This is a genomic window from Ruegeria sp. K5, from assembly GCF_056531805.1.
In genome coordinates this window covers 296484-314981 of record NZ_JBQFML010000003.1, presented here as the reverse complement: position 1 = coordinate 314981, position 18498 = coordinate 296484, and the positions used below count along the sequence as shown (strand labels likewise).

Genomic DNA, 18498 nt, shown 5'->3' with positions numbered 1-18498 from the left:
TCGACAACGCATACGGAGACCGAAACCTCGTCTGCACATGCCCCCCAATGGACGCATACAAAGACGCAGCTGAATAACAACAAAACCCCCCGCCACAAAAAGGCGGGGGGTCCACGAACCGCCCCAAGCATTTAGTAATAGTACGTTCCACTTGTAGAAAGGCATCGCAATGAAACATTACGTCCCTAACGATGCGTGCCTGGAACTGGCAGGATCAGTGTCGCCGCAGCCCCAAAAGCAGCGCGACGTTGACGTGTTTGTGGCAACCGATATTGCAGCCGCATCAACCGGAATGATTGCGGAATTCTTCCAGGCCCTTAACGCGTTTTCCGAAGACTATTCCTATCAGGTGAACATCCGCCAGATTGCACAGGAAAAACCGGGGAACCCGATCTTCTGGCACGGGCGGACCGCTATCTTCTGGGGGGATCTGGAAAATCACTGGACCTTGTCCCCCATGGAAAGAGCATGGACCGCGCAGGTGATCAGCCTGGCCCAACGCACCATCCTTGTTGGAAGCGCCGTGTTGTTGCTGGCCGAAATCGGGCGTACGCACAAGAAATCCGTTGCGGTGCACCCGAACTTCGCCGCCGCCGCGCAGGAAAGCGGGCTGTGCATCTGTAGTGGCGACAGGCACCTGACGGCTGAGGGGCGCACGCACAGCGCCTCGACCCGGCTTGGTGCGTTGCGGTTGCTGGCTGATCTGGCCTCGCTGGATCACGGGGCCTATATCGCGGACACGCTGCGCGCGTATATCGGCCTGACCGAGCCGGAAGCGCAGCACAAAAGCACTTTGGCCACACGGTTGATCCAAAGATCCGGCGCGGATCCGATGGTTTTGCACGCCGTTGATGCCATGCTGGCGCATATCGAGGACCCGCTGAAAATCCCCGATATTTCGCGCATTCTGGGAACCTCGACCCGACAGTTGCAGCGGCGGTTTCTGGAAAAAACCGGAACCAAACTGTTGTCGACCTACAAGGCCTTGCGGTTGGAAAGGGCGCATGAATTGCTGCGCCACACCGATCTGTCACAGCGCGAGATTTCGGCGGCGACCGGGTTTTCGTCGGTCACAACGCTGACCCGGTCGTTTCGCGACCGCTATCGCCTGACCCCGGACGCGATCCGCAGCCAGCGCTTTAGTGGCTGCCTCTAGCTGGGACATCCGAACCTGCCAGCAGATCGGCGGCGGCGCGGGCGATGACCAGTTCCTCATTCGTGGGGATCACCATTGTCACCACGCGGGACAGGTTGGTCGAGATGATCCGGTTGTTGTCTGCATTTGCGTCGGGATCAAGCTCGATCCCCAGCCAGCCCATCCCGGTACAGACCCGGTCGCGCACAAGGCGTGAGTTTTCACCGATGCCACCGGTGAAGACCAGCGCATCGATACCGCCCAGAACCGCCGCCATCGCACCAAGTTCGCGCCGCAGACGGAAGGTGAAATAGCTGATCGCCTGTCGGCTTTCATGGGTGTCGGCCTTTTCCAGCGTACGCATATCATTGGACAGACCCGACAGGCCCAGCAGGCCGGATTTTCGGAACAGCAGATCCGAGATTTCTGTGGCGCTCAGCCCCTCTTGCTCCATCAGGTACAGCACGACACCGGGATCAAGCTGACCGCAGCGGGTGCCCATCGGCAACCCGTCCAAGGCCGAGAACCCCATGGTCGATCCGACAGAGCGCCCGCCGATCATCGCGCACATCGATGCCCCGTTGCCCAGATGCGCAACAACGACCCGGCCTTCATGCAGCAACGGTGCGGTATCCGCCATATGGCCCGAAATGTAGTCATAGCTGAGGCCGTGAAACCCGTAGCGACGTACACCTTTGTCATAATACTCGCGCGGCAGGGCGAAGACGTCATTCTCCCACGGGTGGTTGCGGTGAAAGGCGGTGTCGAAACAAGCGATCTGCGCCGCGTCGGGAAACCGTTCCATCGCCGCCTGCACCCCGGCCAGGTTATGCGGCTGGTGCAGCGGCGCGAAGGGCGAGAGTTTGTCCAGCGCCGCGATCGAGTCTGCGGTCAATGGCAAGGGCGTGTCGATATCCGGGCCTCCATGGACGACACGGTGCCCGACCGCCGACACCTGCGCGGACGGATAGGTTCGGCTGAGAAAGCCCAGAACCCAATCCAGCGCTGCTGCATGGTCCGGCGTCTCGCCCGGGCTGCCATTGGCCAGCGCCCTGCCGCTGGCCGATTTTGCCGTGACCGAGACGCTCGCCTCGCCGATGCGCTCGACGGTGCCGGTGCATTTCTCGACCGGGTCGCCGGGGGCAAGTTCGTAGAACCCGAACTTCAGCGAGGATGACCCGGCGTTCAGCGTCACAACATGGGTCATGCCCGCCCCTTCCCTTCCGCCGAGATACGCGCCTGATGCAGCGCCGCCACTGCGCAAGACGCAAGCCGCGCCTTGTCGTCATCCGCACGGCTGGTCAGGATGATCGGTACTTTGGCCCCCATGACCACCCCTGCCCCTTCGGCATTGGCGATATAGGTCAGTTGCTTGGCCATCATGTTGCCCGCATCCAGATTGGGCACGACCAGAATATCGGTGCGGCCCGCAACCTCGGACACGATGCCCTTGGTGCGCGCAGCGGCAAGGCTGACCGCATTGTCCATCGCCAGCGGCCCATCGACCAAGCCGCCTTTGATCTGGCCACGCTCGGCCATCTTTGACAAAAGCGCCGCATCGACCGAAGACCGGATCGCCGGGTTCACCGTCTCAATAGCCGACAACACCCCGGCGCGGGGCTGTTCGATGCCCAGCGACAGCGCCAGATCTATGGCGTTCTGGGTGATGTCGATCTTGGTCTCAAGATCCGGTTCGATATTGATCGCCGCGTCGGTCACAAGCAAAGGCCGCGGCTGGCCGGGTACATCCATGACAAAGACATGGGTAAAGCGCCGACCGGTCCGCAGCCCCTGATCCCGGCGCAACGCTGCCTTAAGCAGCTCATCCGTGTGCAAATGCCCTTTCATCACGGCCTGCGCCCGCCCTTCGGCAACCAGATCAACGGCGGTGTGTGCCGCGCCAAGGTGATCCATCACCGGCAGAATCTCGAACGCGTCCAGCGATTGACCGATCTCATGCGCGGCGGCGTAGATTTTGTCCGGGTCACCGATCAGGATCGGTTGAATAATGGTCTCACGCGCCGCCAGCAGGGCCCCACCCAATGAGTTCGCCTCTTCCGGGGCGACAATTGCGGTTGGCATCGGGTCCAATGGGCGCACCCGTTCCAGAAGGGCGTCAAAATGGCGATGACGTTTGACCACCAGGCCGGGCAGATCAACCTCGGCAAAGGTCATCTGTTTTTCCGGCGCAATCACGACGGCCTGCCCGCGCAGGATCACGGCCCCATCCGATGCCCGCGTGACGCTGGTGTCAAACATAACCTCGCGGTGGTCGCGCTTTTCCAGAACGGTGACTTTCGAAGTCAATTCGTCACCCGCATAGGCTTGCGCGACAAACTCGAAACTCTGGGATTTATACAGGGTGCCTGCGCCCGGCAGAACGTTGCCCAGCACCGCCGAGACCAGCGCGCCGACAAAGATCGCGGGGGCAAGCGCCTCGGGCTCATTGTCGCCGTCACCGTCTTCATGCGCCAGATGCAGCGGGTTGTGATTGCCCGAGTTGTTGGCGAAGACATAGAAGTCGTCAACCGAACAGCTGCGCGTGATTTCGGCGCTGTCCCCGACGCTAAGCTGATCGTATGGTTTGTTGTGATATTGCATGTTTTTCAGTTACCTACGACCCCGGGGGCCGCCCATTTCCAAACAATCCGACCCGAGCGTCTTGCATTGTGTCAACCAAGTCCAGCCGGATGCAGCCCGGTCGCCGTCAGCGTATCATTGGCTGCTTAACGAATTTGCGACGTGTCTGCCCTTTGTTCACGCCCTGCGCCGCGTGTCGCCGCCCTTCTTGCGCATGGTCAGGCCGATGCGTTTGCGCGGCACATCCACTTCGACCACGCGCACTTTGACGACCTGACCGGTCTTGACCACCTCATGCGGGTCCTTGACGAAACGGTCTGCCAGTTGGCTGACATGCACCAGCCCGTCCTGATGCACGCCGATATCGACAAACGCCCCGAAGGCCGCGACGTTGGTGACGGTGCCCTCCAGCATCATGCCGGGTTTCAGATCGGTGATCTCTTCCACCCCGTCCGTGAACGAGGCCGTCACGAAACTGGGTCGCGGGTCGCGGCCGGGTTTTTCCAATTCGGCAAAAATATCGCGCACGGTGGGCAGGCCGAACCTGTCATCCACGAATTGTTCCGCCCGCAAACGTTTCAGGGCACCCTCATGCCCCATGATCTGCCGGATGTCCCGGCCACAGGCGGCGACCACCCGGCGCGCGACGTCATAGGCCTCGGGGTGGACCGAGGAGGCGTCCAGCGGCTCTGCCCCATCCCGGATCCTTAGGAACCCGGCGCATTGTTCAAAGGCGCGGGGGCCAAGGCGGGCGACGTCCAGCAGATCCTTGCGCGACCGAAATGGTCCATTGATGTCCCGGTGGCTGACGATGGCCTCGGCCTGCGCCGGACCCAGACCCGACACATGCGACAGCAGCGGGGCCGAGGCGGTGTTCAGATCAACCCCCACCGCGTTCACCACATCCTCGATCACGGTTGCCAGCGACTGGGACAGGCGGTGCTGATCCACGTCGTGCTGGTATTGCCCCACGCCGATGGATTTCGGTTCGATCTTCACCAGTTCGGCCAGCGGGTCCTGCAACCGGCGGGCAATCGACACCGCCCCGCGCAAAGACACGTCCAGATCGGGAAACTCCCGCGCCGCCAGTTCCGAGGCGGAATAGACCGAGGCCCCGGCCTCGGACACCACAACCTTGGTGGGCGCTTTCACGCTCTTGGGCAACAGGCTGATCGTGTCGGCCACCATCCGTTCGGTTTCGCGGCTGGCGGTGCCATTGCCGATGGCAATCAGTTCGATCTGATGGGCCGAGATCAGGTTCACGATCGCCGCTTGCGCCCCGCGCAAATCGTTCTTGGGCTGAAACGGATAGAGCGTGTCCGTTGCCACAACCTTACCCGTTGCATCTACCACAGCCGCCTTAACCCCGGTTCGAATGCCGGGGTCCAGACCCAATGTAGGCCGCGCACCGGCTGGCGCTGCAAACAGCACATCCTTGAGGTTGCGGGAAAAGACCTGAATGGCCTCGTCCTGCGCCCGACTGCGCAGGTCGGCCATCAGTTCGACCATCATGCTGAGCGACAGCTTGACCCGCCAGGTCCAGCCCGCCACCTTGCGCAGCCACTTGTCGCCCGGCCCGTCGCCGCGCGTCTGCAAATGGGCGGCCACAATCGTCTCGGCCCGCCCTGCCCCAAATTCCGGTTCCGGCGCGATATCCAGCGTCACGATCCCCTCTTTCGAGGCGCGCAGCATCGCCAGCGCCCGGTGCGAGGGGACGTCTGCCCACAACTCGGAATGGTCGAAATAGTCGCTGAACTTGGCGCCTTCCTTTTCCTTGCCCTCGATGACCTTGGCACTCAGATACGCCTCGCGCTGCATGAAGCCGCGTAACTCGCCCAAAAGGGCGGCGTTTTCGGTCAGCCGTTCGGTCAGAATATCCCGCGCCCCGTTTAGCGCGTCGCGCGGCGTAGGCACGGCGTCAGTAATATACCCATTTGCCAGCGCCTCGGGATCAGCGAACCGATCCGCAAGGATGGCATCGGCCAGAGGCTCCAACCCGTTTTCGCGGGCGATCATCGCCTTGGTGCGGCGTTTGGGCTTATAGGGCAGATAGATGTCTTCAAGCTGCGCCTTGGTGTCGGCCTGTGCGATGGATTTGGCCAGATCGTCGCTCAGCTTGCCCTGATCCTTGATCGATTTCAGAATCGTGTCACGCCGCGCCTCAAGCTCGCGCAAATAGGTCAGGCGGTCGGACAAGGTGCGCAGCTGACCGTCATCCAGCCCGCCCGTTGCCTCTTTCCGATACCGCGCCACAAACGGCACCGTCGCCCCGTCATCCAACAGTTTGACCGCTGCATTCACCTGTTCGGGGCGGGCTTGAATCTCGGTGGCGATGGTGCGGGCGATACGGTCCAATGGGGCCTCCTGAAATCAAGTTGGACGCACTTCTTAGACAGCCCGTCCTACAAGGGAAAGAGGCCCCGAAACTTTTATCAGGAGCCCGCCTTCTGTGCTGCCTCGCGCATCTGGCTGAGGGTCTGGCGCGGAGTCAGCGCTTCGGCTGAGATGTTCAGATCCAAAACCGCCCCGCTGTCCGACGCCAGCGCCCGTTCGAACGCGGCCTTGAACTCCTCGGTCCGCTCAACCCGCTCAGCATGGTAACCGTAAGACCTTGCAAGTGCTGCGAAATCCGGGTTCTCCAGCGTCGTGCCCGAGACGCGAGCGGGATAGGCTTTTTCCTGATGCATCCGAATGGTGCCGTATGTGCCATTGTTCAGGATCAATACGATGGGCTGGGCCCCGGCCTGCATGGCGGTTCCAAGCTCCTGACAGTTCATCTGAAAATCACCATCCCCGGCAAAACAGACAACAGTCCGGTCCGGATGCGCGACCTTGGCGGCAACGGCAGCCGGAAGCCCATAGCCCATCGCCCCGGATTGCGGAGCCAGCAGCCGCTGGTTCGGGCCGTACTTGAAGAACTTGTTCGGCCAAACGGTAAAGTTGCCGGCACCATTGGTCAGGATCGCATCCTCGGGCAGACGGTCGCGCAGATAGGCCGAGACCTTACCCATATCCACGGGGCTGGGCAGGTCGGGCAGATCGAAAAATGCCTTATAATCCGCGCGGGCTCTGGCCCGCCAGTCCGCCCAGCTGCCTTGCACAACCTGTTGCGACATGGCCTGAGCAAAGGCATTCGGGCCGGATTGGACACCTAGGTCAGCAATGTAGACCTTTCCAATCTCGCGGTCCGAGGCGTGCACATGGATCAGCGTCTGATCCGGTTTGGGCACGTTCAGCAAGGTGTAGCCATCAGTTGTCATCTCTCCGAACCGCACGCCAATGGCCAGAATCACATCCGCGCCCTGGATCTGTGCTCGGGTCGCCGGTGTCATGCCGGTCCCGGCGTCACCCACATAGCTGGGCGAGTGGTTGTCCAGGATGTCCTGAAACCGGAAGGCGGCGATCACCGGAATATCGGCGGCTTCGGCAAATCGCTGCAAAGCCGTGCTGCCCTCGGCCCGCCAGCCACCACCACCAATCAGGATCAGCGGGCGTTTTGCGGTCGAGAGTTTGGACACAACCGCCGCAATCGCGTCGGGCGTTGGGCCGGGTTCGTGAACCGGCGCAGGGCCCGTCAACGCGGGGACGTCTGTTACTTCGGTCAGCATATCCTCGGGCAAGGCGACAACCACTGGGCCGGGGCGGCCTGATATTGCGGTGGTCCAGGCGCGGGCGATGATCTCGGGGATGCGGTCCACCGCCTCAATCTCGGTTACCCATTTGGCGACAGTGCCGAAATAGGCGCGATAGTCGATCTCCTGAAACGCCTCGCGCCCTTTCATGTCCGTCCCGACCTGCCCTACGAACAGGATCATCGGGGCGCTGTCCTGCATCGCCGTGTGCACGCCAATTGAAGCATTGGTCGCGCCCGGTCCTCGGGTCACAAAGCAGATACCGGGCTGACCGGTCAGCTTGCCGTAAGCCGAAGCCATGAACGCAGCACCACCTTCATTCCGGCATAAGGTGAAATCCAGCGCGCCGTTTGTATCCCGCCTTGTGCTGCTTGTGTCATGCAGCGCATCCAGAACTGCCAGATAGCTTTCACCGGGAACGCCAAAACTGTGCCGCGCCCCAAGCGCCTGCAGGCATTCCACCAGTACCACACCGCCATTTCTTTGCGTCATCTCGGATCTGTCCCTCGAACCTGTCTGCGGCATTGCGCAGTCTCTGACGGGCAACTTGACCTAAGGACGCGGCATACGCAAACGGGGAAATTCCTGATTTTGCGGTTTTGATATTTGGGGTCGCATTGCGCGCGAGGGTTTCATCCTAAGGATCAAAAGGACTTAGAGCTGTTTGGTTTTTAATAGTCATTATTTCGGCTTTATGCTCACCACATTGGACCGGCTTGTTGCGCAGTCAAACCGGATGCGGGCCATTTACTCAAAGGCCTCTGGCTCCAGGTCCTGCCAAAAGGCAAAGATTGCCGCCGCGTTCAGACCGGATCGCCACCCATGTGCGCGGAAATGTTCCCGATCCAGGTCATTGTCCAGCCCGGCCAAGAACAAACGCTTGTCGGCATCTCTCTGCGTGGGGTTTCGCCGCGAAACCAGTTCTTCGACAATCGAGAGCTTTCGCGCCCTTTCGGATCGCTCGGCCACCCGCGCGGCATAGGCCCGATCTTCCTCAGCCCGTTCTTCCTGACGCTGTTCCGCCGCGGCCAGAGCCTGTGGGCTTGGCTCTGGTTTCGGGTCCGGATCGGGTGGCTGGTAATCATCGCGCAGCGCAGCCGATAGGTAGCCCAGCGTTGATTTTACACCCCCCTGCCCGCTTACATAGTCCAGCTTTTGCCGCACATAGTCTTCCCCATGTTCAGCAATCCACTGCCGCGCCAACCTGTCGGATACCCCCTGATCGCGCAGCGTCTTGTAGATCGGCAGGTTGCGAACGCCGTCGCTGTCATCAATCTCGAACATCGCTTTCTGTGGATTGCCCTTGATACGGAATCGGATGTCCGTGACGGTGCGACCCTTCTTCTTGAATTCCGGATCAATCAGAATGTCCGAGCTTTTGTTCACCTCGGCCACCGCCGGTTTGATGATCTTGGCGTTCAGATGCTTGAAGCTGCTGTAATAGTCGCTGCCATCCACGCCCATCAACTTTCGGAACACGTCCAGCGCCCACCACCCTGTCGAGCCCGTTCTGACAAAACGATAGCAATTCTCATACAATGCCAGGCCATGGCCTGAACTGAAATTCCGCTGAATCTGCACATTGATGAGGGCATAGATCTTGGGGTCATAAAGCTTCTGCGCCAACGCCGGGGAATAGGCATATTCGCACACCCCGTTCTTCAGCTTGGCAAAACTCAGCAAGGACGAGACGCCCCATTCCTGACGGCCCTGTTCATCCAGCATATCCCACTCGGCTACGGTTTCCGCCAAAGCGCGCAGGCTGGCGCGCAGTGTATCGAAGTCGTTGGAATTGTAACCGACCATCATGGCCAGGGTTCTGGCGTCAATCGTATGGGTGGGGGCCGAGGTCAGCGCATCATAGGCATTCAGCAACAACACATTGGATAGCTTGCGCTGCAACAGCGTCAGCTTGCCGCTGATATGAATCGCGGCGACATTCTTTTTCACCGTCTCCCGGCGCAGCGCACCAGAGAGGGTATCCATGTCCAATAATGTATCCGGCATGATTCTGCCTGACTGCTCGTTTTGATATTTGTGCCATGAAAGGTACCCAATGATCAATCTTCTTTGGGTGCCCAAATACAGGATGAAGGGAATCCCGTAGACAGGTACCTAATGACTCTGCACCGAGAGTTATCCCCAGGGCAGGGACTCGGTGAAGACTGGATGCCGCTCAAAACGACTCGTCAACCTGTTCCGAGGGGCAGGATTAGGCTCTGATTTCGCCTGTTTTTTTGAATACCGCGAATCGGGCCCCCTCTTCCCGGATTCTGGCGCTTTTCGTCCTGCAAACAGGAACCTATTGTCCTGAAAACGGGTTCCTTTCGTACCGTATTGAGGTCCGGTAGTACATTCATCTCATTGTTATTATTAGTAGTTTTTGGCCCAAAGAATTTAAAACTTCTAAATAGAATAAACTCTTTGTTGCGCCTTTTTCTGTTTTAAGAACTGGTTTCGCGACGAAACTCGGTCATTTGATGTATTTCTGTGGAAAAAACCGCAATGAAGGATAGCCGCCAGACAAAATGTTCGCTACATTTTGGAATATACGCTGGTAAGGCGAACATTATCCGAGGCATCGACAGTGAACAAATCCAACCAACCTCCCGTGCCGCCCTATTTGAATCTTGATCCAGAGAACGCGGCAACCAAGTTGCCTGATCCTATCGGGACATCTCGATTCGCGAAAGCGGCCACATTCTGCGCCAAGGGACGAGAAGACCTTGCCCGCCGTGGCTATGCCCCTGATGGAGAAAAACGGCTGCGGCGGTTTTCCATTTGGGAAATCACCAAATATCTTATTCCAGTCGCCCCCGCCCATCTGAGGCGGGTTCTGAAGGCCAATCCCGACCTGCCCCAGGGTGAGGGCGAGGCCGGATCCAAATGGTTCACTTTGGAAGAGGTTCTGACCCTGCGCCAGCATTTCGCGGCTGAAGGCGTCAGCACAAAGGAATATCTGCCGTATCGTCCGGAGGGCCTTCCGGCAAAGGTCGTCGCCGTCGCCAATTTCAAGGGTGGTGTCGGAAAGACCTCGACCGCCGCTCATTTGGCGATGTCCGCCGCGCTGGACGGATACAAGGTCCTCGTGATCGATCTGGACAGCCAGGGGTCCATGACCTCGATCCTTGGAGGTCGCGTCGCGGATGAATGGCAAACGGTGTTTCCATTGATCGCCAAAGACTATGCGCGCGCCGTGCAAGAGGAAAACAGGGTTCGCAGCGCGGCGGGTCAACCCGAAATCCCCTTGGACGAAACGCTACAAGAGGCCCTGACCACCCTGCCCCGCGATGTCATTCAACAGACGCACTGGCCCAATATCGATCTGATCGGCGCGCAGCTGAACCTGTATTGGGCCGAGTTCCAGATTCCCGTCTGGCGCATGGGCCTGCGCAGCTGGCCTCTTTGGGATGGGTTGACGAACTTCCTGCAGGACGAAGGCGTTCTGAATGATTACGACATCGTATTCCTCGATACCCCTCCTGCACTTGGGTACCTAACGATCAACGCGTTGGCTGCGGCGGATATTCTGTTGGTGCCCCTTGGGGCGTCATTCCTGGAGTTTGATTCGACGGGCCGGTTCTTCGACATGCTGTATACGACTTTTGCCAGCATCGAAGATGGCGAGAATGCCGCGCAACGGGCGGCAGGTTTACCGGAACTTAAGTTCGAATGGGATGTAGTCCGGGCAATCATCACGCGCTTTGACGCCAGTCAGCAGACCGACATGGCAAATGTCATACAGGCTTATTTCGGGGATTTCATGAATGCCTACCGTCAGGATTATACCGCTTTGGTCGGGCAGGCGGGGGAGCAAGTGAACGGGATATACGAAGCGGATTACCGCGATTTCAACCGCGACACCTATGTGCGAGGCCGCGAGACCTTTGACCGGACCTATGCGGAATTCAAAGAGGTTCTGATCGGGTGCTGGTGGCGCGATGCTCAGATGGGAGGAGAGGCAGATGGCTAAACGCAGAAGACTGACCGCCCCGGACACGGCGGAACTGGAACAGCTCGAGGCTGGTTTCGTCGCGAAACCTTCGATCAGCCCGTTTGATACAAAATCCCCGGCACCGCCGATTGCACAGGTTGCGGCCGAGGCTGCGTCTTTGAACGGGATGGCTGCGGTGACGGACAGGGTCGCACTGGCGCAGGACCAAACAGATGCCGCCGCCTGGCGCGACGCAAAAGACGCTGGTCTGGTGGCGCAAAAGCTGGCCCTGGACGATATTGATGCCGACTACATCCGACGGGACCGCATGGTCGAGGATGAAGAGGCAATGGCCGAGTTGCTGGAGTCCTTGCGCGTCCACGGCCTTCGCACACCGATCGAGGTTACACCGGACGGTGAGGGGTATGGCCTTATTTCCGGGTTTAGACGCCTGGATGCCTTCCGGCGTCTGGCCAAAACCGATTCGAGATTTGCGGCGATCCCGGCTTTTGTGCGCAACGCCGAGACAGGGCAGGGTGCCTATGTTTCGATGGTCGAAGAGAACGAACTGCGCGCCAACCTGAGCCCGTATGAGCGCGGTCGGATCGCTGTTCTGGCCGCAGGGCAGGGGGTTTTCGACTCCACCGAATCCGCAGTGGACGTTTTGTTTGCAGCCGCGTCCAAGGCCAAACGTTCCAAGGTGCGCAGCTTTGCCAGTGTTCACGAGGCGCTGGGGGATTTGCTGCAGCATCCCATCGCCTTGACCGAGAAGGCCGGTCTGAAGCTCGCGGCCGCATTGAGGGACGGGGCACAAGCCAAACTGCGGCAGGCCCTGGCAGGTGCAGATGTTCTGGATGCCAAGGCGGAATGGTCCTTGCTGGAAAATGCGCTCAGGGACGCGCCCGAACCGTCCAGAGACAAAACGCGTGGCGGACGACCGCAACAGGTTGAGCGTTTGGCACCGGTCAGTCTTCCGGGTGGTGGGGAAATTCAGGCAGAGGTCTCGGCAGGCGAACTGCGCCTTCGCATTCGCGGGCGCAACTTGTCTGCAGATGATGCGGCGCGGATCGTTGAGCAGATTGCAGAGCACATGCTCTGACCTCGGTTTCGCAACGAAACTGAGGGGCAATCTAGGAGACTAGTTCCAACCTGGTTTGGGCCTTTCATTGAGGGTTTCAAGTTGTGCGCATTAATGTCAGAAAAAGAGCATTATGTGCATCGCCTCATTGTTTGAGAATGCACCTCTAAAGCAGGCGAAGGTCCAACTCCGAGACTGTCGCGAAGCAAAAAAACTGGAAGGTGCGGGGTGTGATGCGCTAATATTGAACGCGACCATTCAATAAGGTCGTCGATACAAGTTTGAGCAAAAACTGGGCGAATGGCGTCAATTCGCACAGGATTTAAGCAGATCGACAGGAGAATCGGCAGGTCCAGGGCGCAGTTCATAGAGTTCACTGCAACAGGCGGCGACAAATTTCCCGCAGCCTTGAAGCATGAGCCGTTCCCATCACCCAGACCATCCCGATATCGTCCCCCAATTTGGCCAATCCGCCCCGCGCCGTGGGCAGGGTCTTTTTGTCCAGCAAGGCACTGGGCCGCAAAACAGTCATCGACGGGTTCCAGCAGTCGGGCTCGTACAAGTGCATGTTCCCGCGCGCGCAGGACCTGGGTCTGGAGGCCGTTTTGCTCAACACGGCCGGTGGGATCACCGGAGGCGATCAGTTCCGCTTTACCGGGCAGATAGCCCCTGACACGACAGTGACTTTGACAACCCAAGCGTGTGAGCGGGTTTACAAGGCGCAGCCTGGACAAGTTGGTACCGTCAGAAACACGATCAAGGTGGGCGGGGGGGCGCGCCTGAACTGGCTGCCGCAAGAGACGATCCTCTATGACAACAGCGCTCTGAATCGGCGTCTGATCGTCGATCTCGATCCCGGCGCGCAGGCGCTGGTGGTCGAGCCGCTGATCTTCGGGCGGCAGGCCATGGGCGAAACCCTCGGCGATATACGCTTGTGGGACCACATCGAACTCCGCCTCGGCAATCAGCCACTGTTTCTGGACGCAATCCGGTTTGAAGGTGATCTGAATGCGCATCTTGGCAGGCCCGACATTGGGGGCGGGGCAGGGGCTATGGCGTTGGTCATTCTGGCCTCGACCTCGGCAGGCGGACTTCTGCAAGCAGTGCGGGAAATACTGCCGGACACCGGAGGTGCCAGCCTTATCCGCGAAGGCCTGATGGTGGTTCGGATACTGGCGCCCAGCGGGTTCGCGTTGCGCCGCATTTTGCTGCCGGTCCTGCGACGATTGAATTCCGAAACTCTCCCACGATGCTGGATGCTGTGACATGAACCTGACCCCGCGTGAAAAAGACAAACTGCTGATCGCCATGGCCGCCGAGGTCGCCCGCAAGCGTTTGGCGCGGGGCGTCAAGCTGAACCACCCCGAGGCGATCGCCCTGATCACCGATGCGGTGGTCGAAGGCGCGCGGGATGGGCGCTCGGTCGCTGACATGATGCAGGCCGGGGCCGAAGTCATCACACGCGATCAATGCATGGAGGGCGTGCCCGAGATGATCCTCGACGTACAGGTCGAGGCCACGTTTCCGGACGGAACCAAGCTTGTGACCGTCCACAACCCTATTCGCTAACCCATACAGGAGGTCCAAATGAACCGTATGCTGTTTCCCGCCCTTGTCCTGTCCGGCCCGGCGCTGGCCCACTCGGACACCCATATTCACGCTCATGGCAGCGATTACGTCGCGCTGGGTGTTGGGCTGGGTGTTGGGCTGGCCCTGATCGCGCTGGTCGCCATCACTCTGATATCCAAACTGCCCAAATGATCCCGGGTGAGGTCATTCCGGCGAAGGGGTCGCTGACGCTCAATGCCGGGCGCAGCAGTCGTTTGATTGCGGTTGCAAATACGGGTGATCGCCCGGTTCAGGTTGGCAGCCATTATCACTTTGCCGAGGCGAACTCGGCACTTGATTTTGATCGCTATGCCGCATTGGGGATGCGGCTTGATGTTCCGGCCGGGACAGCCGTGCGGTTCGAGCCGGGGCAAACGCGCGAGGTCATGCTGGTTCCGTACGAGGGGCGTCGGCACATTTACGGTTTCAACATGCATATCATGGGGGCTTTGAGAGATGCCGGGCAAGATCAGCCGTAGTGATTATGCCGCCATGTTCGGGCCAACGGTGGGCGACAGGGTGCGTCTGGCCGATACCGATCTGATTATCGAGGTTGAACAGGACCTGATCGTGGATCGCGCCACAGCGGCCCGGTTCACCGAAACCGGGCATCGCAACGCGGTCTATGGCGAAGAGGTCAAGTTTGGTGGCGGCAAGGTGATCCGCGACGGGATGGGGCAGTCTCAGGTCACGCGGGCCGAGGGGGCCGTGGATACGGTCATCACCAACGCGCTGATCGTCGATCACTCGGGCATATACAAGGCGGATGTGGGCCTGAAAGATGGGCGTATTGCGAAGATCGGTAAGGCCGGGAACCCGGACACGCAGCCCGGTGTCGACATTGTCATCGGACCGGGGACCGAGGTTATTGCGGGCGAGGGGCGCATTCTGACCGCCGGTGGATTCGACAGCCATATCCACTTTATTTGCCCGCAACAGATTGAAGACGCGCTGCATTCCGGTCTAACGACCATGTTGGGCGGCGGCACCGGCCCGGCTCATGGCACTTTGGCCACCACATGCACGCCCGGCCCCTGGCATATCGGGCAGATGTTGCAGGCGGCAGACGCCTTTCCGATGAACCTGGCCTTTGCGGGTAAGGGCAACGCCTCGCTGCCCGCCGCGCTTGAGGAACAGGTCAAGGGCGGGGCCTGCGCGTTGAAACTGCACGAAGATTGGGGGACAACGCCCGCCGCCATCGACTGTTGTCTGTCTGTGGCGGATGCGATGGACGTGCAGGTGATGATCCACACCGATACGCTAAACGAATCCGGTTTCGTGGAAAACACGGTGGCTGCGATGAAAGGCCGGACGATCCATGCCTTCCACACCGAAGGCGCGGGTGGCGGCCATGCGCCGGACATCATCAAGATCTGCGGCGAGAATCACGTTCTGCCCTCATCCACCAACCCGACGCGGCCCTTCACAGTGAATACGGTGGAAGAGCATTTGGATATGTTGATGGTCTGCCACCACCTCGACAAATCCATCCCCGAGGACGTGGCCTTTGCCGAAAGCCGCATCCGGCGCGAGACCATTGCCGCCGAGGATATCCTGCACGACATGGGCGCGTTCAGCATCATTGCGTCCGACAGTCAGGCCATGGGCCGGGTGGGGGAGGTGCTGATCCGCACCTGGCAAACCGCCGACAAGATGAAGAAGCAGCGCGGACGCCTGCCAGAGGAAACCGGCGACAACGATAACCTGCGCGTTCGTCGCTACATTGCGAAATACACCATCAATCCGGCCATCGCGCACGGCCTGAGCCATGAAATTGGCAGTATCGAAGAAGGCAAACGCGCCGATCTGGTGCTGTGGAACCCTGCGTTTTTCGGGGTGAAGCCCGAGATGGTTTTGCTGGGTGGGACCATCGCCTGTGCACAGATGGGGGACCCGAACGCCTCGATCCCGACGCCGCAGCCGGTCTATAGCCGTCCGATGTTCGGGGCCTATGGCCGCTCGGTCGAGCATTCGGCGATCACCTTTGTCTCGGCAGCGGCACAGGCCGACGGGATTGGTGACGCGCTTGGTTTGGCCAAGCAAACGGTTGCCGTGCGAAACACGCGAAACATCGGCAAGCGGGACCTGTTGCTGAACGATGCAACCCCGCATATCGAGGTCGATCCCGAAACCTATGAGGTCCGCGCAGATGGCGAATTGCTGACCTGCCAACCGGCCGAGGTTTTACCGATGGCGCAACGCTATTTCATGTTCTGAGATTGGAAGAGGCCCCGATGACACCCGATATTAAAACCGCCCGCATCTATCACGATCACACCCATGCCCCTGCCCATGCGCAGGTTTCGCTGGACTATGACGGCCGGTTCCTGCGCCGCAAGATGCTGGCCACCGATGATGGTGAGGCGTTTCTGGTCGATCTGGCGCAGACGCTGTCGCTGGATCACGGCGGCGTTCTTGTTCTGGAAGATGGGCGCGAGATCGAAGTGGTGGCCGCGCCCGAAGATCTGCTGGAAGTCAGCGGAGACAACCTGCTGCGCCTGGCCTGGCATATCGGCAACCGCCACACGCCCTGCCAGATCGAACCGGGCCGTTTGCTGATCCAGCGCGATCATGTGATCCGGGACATGCTGGACAAACTGGGTGCCACCACGCGCGAGGTTGTGGAACCCTTCACCCCGGAAGGCGGGGCTTACGGGCACGGCAGGACCCATGGCCACGCCCACTGACGCCGATATCCTGACGCTGAACCAGTGGCTGTCACCCGCCTATCCGGTGGGCGGGTTCGCCTATTCGCACGGGCTGGAATGGGCCATCGATAGCGGGGCCGTGACGGATGCCAACAGCGCGGGCGCATGGATTTCGGATGTGCTGAACCATGGCTCGGTCCGGAATGACGCTTTGTTTCTTGTGGCGGCTTATAATGCCAACTCGAAGAAGGAACTGACCGAGATCGACGCAACCGCACGCGCCTTCTGCGCCTCGTCCGAGCGGTTGATGGAAACGCAGCTTTTGGGTGAGGCGTTCTGTGGTGTCACAGCACAGGTTTGGGAGGTGGATCTGGCCGGCCTGACCTATCCGGTTGCGGTCGGACGTGCCGCGCGTCTGCATGGTTTGCCTCTGCTCCTGACGACACAGATGTTCGTGCAATCCTTCATGTCGAACCTTGTGGCATGTGCCACGCGGTTGGTTCCCCTTGGCCAGACCGAGGCGCAACGGCTGATCCGAGACCTGACACCGCTATGCTCCAGACTGGCGACCGAAGCGCAGGATCAAGGGCTCGAGGCGCTTAGCTCGACCGCGTTTCTGTCCGATATCGCGTCAATGAAACATGAAACCCAATATTCAAGGATGTTCCGAACATGACCCAGATGAATGGCCCTTTGCGGGTTGGGATTGGCGGCCCGGTTGGGGCTGGAAAGACAACGCTGACAGCCGCCTTGTCCGAGGCGTTGCGCGATACGCATTCGGTTGGTGTGATCACCAATGACATATATACGCAGGAGGACGCCGAGGCCCTGATGCGGATGCAAATCCTGCCGCAGGACCGGATTATCGGCGTGGAAACAGGCGGTTGCCCCCACACTGCGATCCGCGAGGATGCTTCGATCAATCTGGCAGCAGTGGCCGAGATGCAAACACGCCACCCGGATGTTGAACTTGTGCTGATCGAAAGCGGTGGCGACAACCTGTCGGCGACCTTCAGCCCTGAACTGGCGGATGTGACACTTTACGTGATCGACGTGGCGGCGGGTGAGGAGATCCCGCGCAAAGGTGGGCCAGCGATCACGAAATCGGACGTTCTGATCATCAACAAAACCGATCTGGCCCCGCATGTGGGCGCGTCGCTTGAGGTAATGGAACGCGACGCGACCAGAATGCGCAATGGCCGCCCGTTTGTGTTCTCGTCATTGCGGCAAAGGGAAGGAATTGGTGCGATCGTAGAACTTCTGACCTCGATCGGCGGGCTCAGGGCACCGGACGCGGCGTGATGGTCTGGCCGTCGTGCTGACAGCGGGCCTGCAATAACTCTACCGCCAGATCAAAGGGCGCGACGTTGCTTTCCGCGCGGGCTGTCAAATGCGCGCCTTCCAGCAAGGCAAGGGTCGCGCGGGCCTCGGCCGGGGGGCGGCCCAGATTGCGAATACTGTTGTCCGTCTGCGCAAGCTCGAAAATGCCCGTCAGACGGGCCACCATCATGGCGCGGAAGTCGTTGATTTTCTGGATGACTTCGTCTGACAGGCTTTCACGACTGCTGATCAGCGCGACACACAGGCAGAGCGTTTTGCCATCGTTCAACGCATCCCGATACAACGCGATAACGGACAGCAGACGTTGCGCGGCGGTGGGGCAGGTTTCGTCGATCCGGTCGCATTCGCCTTGCAAGGTTGCGTGATAGCGGTCCATCAAGGCCACCGAGAGGGCGGCTTTGGTCGGAAAGTGATAGTGGATCGACGCCTTGCGGATACCGACCGCAACGGCCAGATCGGCATAGCTGAACCCATCGAAACCGCGCGCGCGGGCGGCGTGTTCGGCGACATCCAGAAGGGCGGTTTTGGTGTCTGGTCTCATA

At 60.0% G+C, this 18498-nt stretch carries 17 protein-coding genes; 11 read left to right on the top strand and 6 right to left on the bottom strand.

Annotation, left to right across the window (positions count from 1 at the left end):
- Positions 1-169 precede the first annotated feature (169 nt).
- On the top strand, positions 170-1156 hold the full coding sequence (locus ACR0MO_RS12620) for a helix-turn-helix domain-containing protein (RefSeq protein WP_480781274.1): 987 nt from the start codon (positions 170-172) through the stop codon (positions 1154-1156).
- On the opposite strand, the gene ACR0MO_RS12615 is transcribed toward ACR0MO_RS12620, so the two are convergent.
- The 5 genes from ACR0MO_RS12615 to ACR0MO_RS12595 all read right to left on the bottom strand — a co-directional run bounded on the left by ACR0MO_RS12615 (position 1140) and on the right by ACR0MO_RS12595 (position 9354).
- Positions 1140-2342 (bottom strand): acetate/propionate family kinase, encoded by a 1203-nt coding sequence (locus ACR0MO_RS12615; RefSeq protein ID WP_480891564.1) that lies wholly within the window; start codon positions 2340-2342, stop codon positions 1140-1142. The genes ACR0MO_RS12620 and ACR0MO_RS12615 overlap by 17 nt on opposite strands.
- Complete coding sequence (locus ACR0MO_RS12610) at positions 2339-3736, bottom strand: bifunctional enoyl-CoA hydratase/phosphate acetyltransferase (protein ID WP_170524610.1); 1398 nt, start codon at positions 3734-3736, stop codon at positions 2339-2341. The genes ACR0MO_RS12615 and ACR0MO_RS12610 overlap by 4 nt, the downstream gene beginning before the upstream one ends.
- Before the next feature lie 156 nt (positions 3737-3892).
- Positions 3893-6070: a Tex family protein gene (locus tag ACR0MO_RS12605; RefSeq protein ID WP_170524612.1), complete on the bottom strand. Its 2178-nt coding sequence runs from the start codon at positions 6068-6070 to the stop codon at positions 3893-3895.
- A gap of 77 nt (positions 6071-6147) precedes the next feature.
- Entirely contained in the window at positions 6148-7839 is a 1692-nt protein-coding gene (locus tag ACR0MO_RS12600; RefSeq protein ID WP_480891560.1) for a thiamine pyrophosphate-binding protein, read from the bottom strand.
- Positions 7840-8094: 255 nt separating this feature from the next.
- Positions 8095-9354, bottom strand: a complete 1260-nt coding sequence (locus ACR0MO_RS12595; RefSeq protein WP_480626614.1) for a replication initiation protein — start codon at positions 9352-9354, stop codon at positions 8095-8097.
- Between the two features lie 580 nt (positions 9355-9934).
- Here ACR0MO_RS12595 and ACR0MO_RS12590 point away from each other — a divergent pair.
- The 10 genes from ACR0MO_RS12590 to ureG all read left to right on the top strand — a co-directional run bounded on the left by ACR0MO_RS12590 (position 9935) and on the right by ureG (position 17917).
- The gene (locus tag ACR0MO_RS12590) at positions 9935-11320 is read left to right on the top strand and encodes an AAA family ATPase (protein WP_480891557.1); all 1386 of its coding nucleotides are present in this window, start codon (positions 9935-9937) and stop codon (positions 11318-11320) included.
- Positions 11313-12380, top strand: coding sequence for a ParB/RepB/Spo0J family partition protein (locus ACR0MO_RS12585; protein WP_170453989.1), 1068 nt, complete (start codon positions 11313-11315; stop codon positions 12378-12380). The genes ACR0MO_RS12590 and ACR0MO_RS12585 overlap by 8 nt, the downstream gene beginning before the upstream one ends.
- A gap of 476 nt (positions 12381-12856) precedes the next feature.
- Positions 12857-13624, top strand: a complete 768-nt coding sequence (locus tag ACR0MO_RS12580) for an urease accessory protein UreD (RefSeq protein ID WP_480891554.1) — start codon at positions 12857-12859, stop codon at positions 13622-13624.
- Position 13625: 1 nt separating this feature from the next.
- Entirely contained in the window at positions 13626-13928 is a 303-nt protein-coding gene (locus ACR0MO_RS12575; RefSeq protein ID WP_170453987.1) for an urease subunit gamma, read from the top strand.
- A gap of 18 nt (positions 13929-13946) precedes the next feature.
- A complete protein-coding gene (locus ACR0MO_RS12570) occupies positions 13947-14120 on the top strand; it encodes a hypothetical protein (RefSeq protein ID WP_480626617.1) in 174 nt (57 codons plus the stop codon).
- Entirely contained in the window at positions 14117-14446 is a 330-nt protein-coding gene (locus ACR0MO_RS12565; RefSeq protein ID WP_480891550.1) for an urease subunit beta, read from the top strand. The genes ACR0MO_RS12570 and ACR0MO_RS12565 overlap by 4 nt, the downstream gene beginning before the upstream one ends.
- On the top strand, positions 14424-16184 hold the full coding sequence (ureC, locus tag ACR0MO_RS12560) for an urease subunit alpha (protein ID WP_170453981.1): 1761 nt from the start codon (positions 14424-14426) through the stop codon (positions 16182-16184). Before ACR0MO_RS12565 ends, ureC begins: the two co-directional genes overlap by 23 nt.
- 17 nt (positions 16185-16201) lie before the next feature.
- Positions 16202-16654, top strand: coding sequence for an urease accessory protein UreE (ureE, locus tag ACR0MO_RS12555; protein WP_170453979.1), 453 nt, complete (start codon positions 16202-16204; stop codon positions 16652-16654).
- A complete protein-coding gene (locus ACR0MO_RS12550) occupies positions 16638-17291 on the top strand; it encodes an urease accessory protein UreF (protein WP_170453977.1) in 654 nt (217 codons plus the stop codon). The genes ureE and ACR0MO_RS12550 overlap by 17 nt, the downstream gene beginning before the upstream one ends.
- Positions 17288-17917 (top strand): urease accessory protein UreG, encoded by a 630-nt coding sequence (ureG, locus tag ACR0MO_RS12545; protein WP_170453975.1) that lies wholly within the window; start codon positions 17288-17290, stop codon positions 17915-17917. Before ACR0MO_RS12550 ends, ureG begins: the two co-directional genes overlap by 4 nt.
- Here the strand turns inward: ureG and ACR0MO_RS12540 are convergent.
- Positions 17895-18497, bottom strand: coding sequence for a TetR/AcrR family transcriptional regulator (locus tag ACR0MO_RS12540; protein ID WP_170453973.1), 603 nt, complete (start codon positions 18495-18497; stop codon positions 17895-17897). The two genes, ureG and ACR0MO_RS12540, sit on opposite strands and share 23 nt — an antisense overlap.
- Between the last annotated feature and the right edge of the window lies 1 nt (position 18498).